The following is a 2,212-nucleotide window of genomic DNA, read 5'->3' as shown; positions in this document are numbered from 1 at the left end:
AATAAACCTTGACGGACACCCACGAGATGGCGTCGGGATCAGCCTTGGCCATTTGCAGAGCCTTTTCGATCTTGTCCTCGCTTCGGTTTTTGTAGGCTGCAGCGAAGAGGAGTCGAGGGGGGTCGTAGGCGTCTTTGATGTGGTCTTCTGTGTTGCATCAATTCTACTAAACAAGGAAATTTACCATAAACTACTTCTGTATCAGCTATAGCACGAACAAATGTTTTACTATATTTCACGATCGAGTTATGGGGAGGAAAAAAGCAGTTTTCTCCTTCACTTAAACCTAATACTGAAGAAATTTTTTCGGATGCTAATGCTTCATATTTAACAGTACCTTTTCTTTGATTGTCTGTTGTAATATTATTTGTTTTATTTGTTAATGATAAGGAATAATTAAATTGATAAATTAATAATCTATCAACTTTAATCAATTTTTGAACCTGCTCTACAGTCGTTGATAAAATTTCTGGTAGTTCTAAACTTTGACGAATTTGAGTTGTGACTTGATTCAGAAGTATCTCTTGTTCTAGCTGTTGGTTTAGAGCTTGCTCAATAGGTTTACATACTAATGGATATTGTTGATTATTCAGTATTGAATCCGGTCCTGATAATCCATAAATACCAACTATTGAATCATTTATTGATAGTAAATTTGATGTCTGAGAATAAGATTTTTTTTTCTTGATTGTTTGACTACTTGTTTGCTCTAAAATAGAATCTATATTTTCATTAGAAGTCAATAATTTTAGTAATTTCAAGGTAAATTCATCCTGGAGATTTGGATTATTGACTTTCAGGTTATTTATTTGAGATTTAATTTGAGAGATGAGCGCTGAGTTACTATTATCTTCTTCTATAATATTAAAAATCTGGTATACAAAAAGTGTGATTGCCTCTGGGTCAAAAGTTAAACCTACATTAAATTTGAAATTTCCCACATTTTCCCTTGAAAAAGGAAAGGTAGAAGAGTTAGATTGTAAATTATGATCTTTTTGTCGGTCTTCTGTCTTCTGACTTTGATTATCTGATGACTCCTTGACTATTGTGCCCCACAAAAGTCCATTAAACTCCTCTGAAATAACTACTGTAAATTTTAGGTCTGGGAATTTATGAGATTGGGTGGTGGCAAGTATATCTTCCGTAATTAATATAGTCTTCAAACCTTGAGTTGTTTGTTGCAATAGCTGACTTAAAAGCTCAAGGGTATTTAAAGGTAAAATTAAGTTTGGTTTTGCAGGTGGAAACTGGGCATCCCCGGTGATTTTGGATAAAATGGCCATAAGAATATTCCGGACCAGGACAAAGAGTATTGCTTATGTAATTATTAAGCTTTTTTTTATATTTTAGATTATTTAATCTAACTGTAAATTTATCCAAGTTAACATATTCTCATAGCATATTTTTTCATACTGCTTATTCTTCATTATTTTCAATGACCAACCTAGTTCAGCTTACACTCTATTCCACTGTTGGAAACTTACCCTTCCACGATTTTCAAGTTAATACTACTACTTTAGTAAAAAAAGTAGCAGAAAAATTTCGACAACAACCAGAATTACCAGGAGTTATCATTACTAAAAATACAAAAATGTTGGGTATGATTTCACAAGTCAGATTCTTAGAGTATATGAAATCACCAGGAAATAAATACTTTTATTCTAGGCAACCTGTTAGCGAATTGTTAGATTTTCTTAGCACTCCTCCTTTAGTTCTTTCTGAAAATTTTCAAATTAATGCTGCAGTACTAACTGCCCTAAATAGACCAAAAAATTATATTTACGAACCAATAATTATAGTGTTGTCGAATGGCAATTTAAGATTGATAGATTTACATGATTTACTATTAGCACAATCGGAAATTTTAGTAAAAGCGTATAACATGATTCAAGATAAAACGGAGAAATATAAATCAGAAATTTCCGAATTATTTCCTCAATACGAGGATAATAATGATGAACCTACTGGTTTGCTGTTAGATTCTAAATCTCTGATCGAATAAATTAAAAACAAACTCAAACAGTGAAATAATAAGTCAAACTAACTGATAAAAAAAAAGCTGATTTTTGATCTATTATTTCAATATTGTCTAATTGTTTCCAACAAATTTCTTAGGCGGTAGATGGTAGGTGTAAATTCAAGTGAAAACACTGGAAAGGGAGCAGAAATTTGGGATATTCCTTCAATATCGCTTCAATAGAACATTTTTATA

Annotated in this window: 2 protein-coding genes; one reads left to right on the top strand and one right to left on the bottom strand. The window is 31.9% G+C overall.

Annotation, left to right across the window (positions count from 1 at the left end; translation table 11 throughout):
* Positions 1-38 precede the first annotated feature (38 nt).
* Positions 39-1,283: a GAF domain-containing protein gene (locus F6K13_RS29660; RefSeq protein ID WP_287289365.1), complete on the bottom strand. Its 1,245-nt coding sequence runs from the start codon at positions 1,281-1,283 to the stop codon at positions 39-41.
* Positions 1,284-1,435: 152 nt separating this feature from the next.
* On the opposite strand from F6K13_RS29660, the gene F6K13_RS29655 reads away from it, so the two are divergent.
* On the top strand, positions 1,436-2,002 hold the full coding sequence (locus F6K13_RS29655; RefSeq protein WP_124147022.1) for a hypothetical protein: 567 nt from the start codon (positions 1,436-1,438) through the stop codon (positions 2,000-2,002).
* Positions 2,003-2,212: the final 210 nt, after the last annotated feature.

The organism is Okeania sp. SIO2B9 (genome assembly GCF_010672505.1).
In the GTDB taxonomy this organism is placed as follows: domain Bacteria; phylum Cyanobacteriota; class Cyanobacteriia; order Cyanobacteriales; family Microcoleaceae; genus Okeania; species Okeania hirsuta.
This window is presented reverse-complemented; position numbering and strand designations above follow the sequence as displayed.

Bases quoted from the DNA above. Each gene is read 5' to 3' on its own strand.
- F6K13_RS29655 (WP_124147022.1), top strand. From the start codon at position 1,436: ATGACCAACCTAGTTCAGCTTACACTCTATTCCACTGTTGGAAACTTA.
- F6K13_RS29660 (WP_287289365.1), bottom strand. From the start codon at position 1,283: ATGGCCATTTTATCCAAAATCACCGGGGATGCCCAGTTTCCACCTGCA.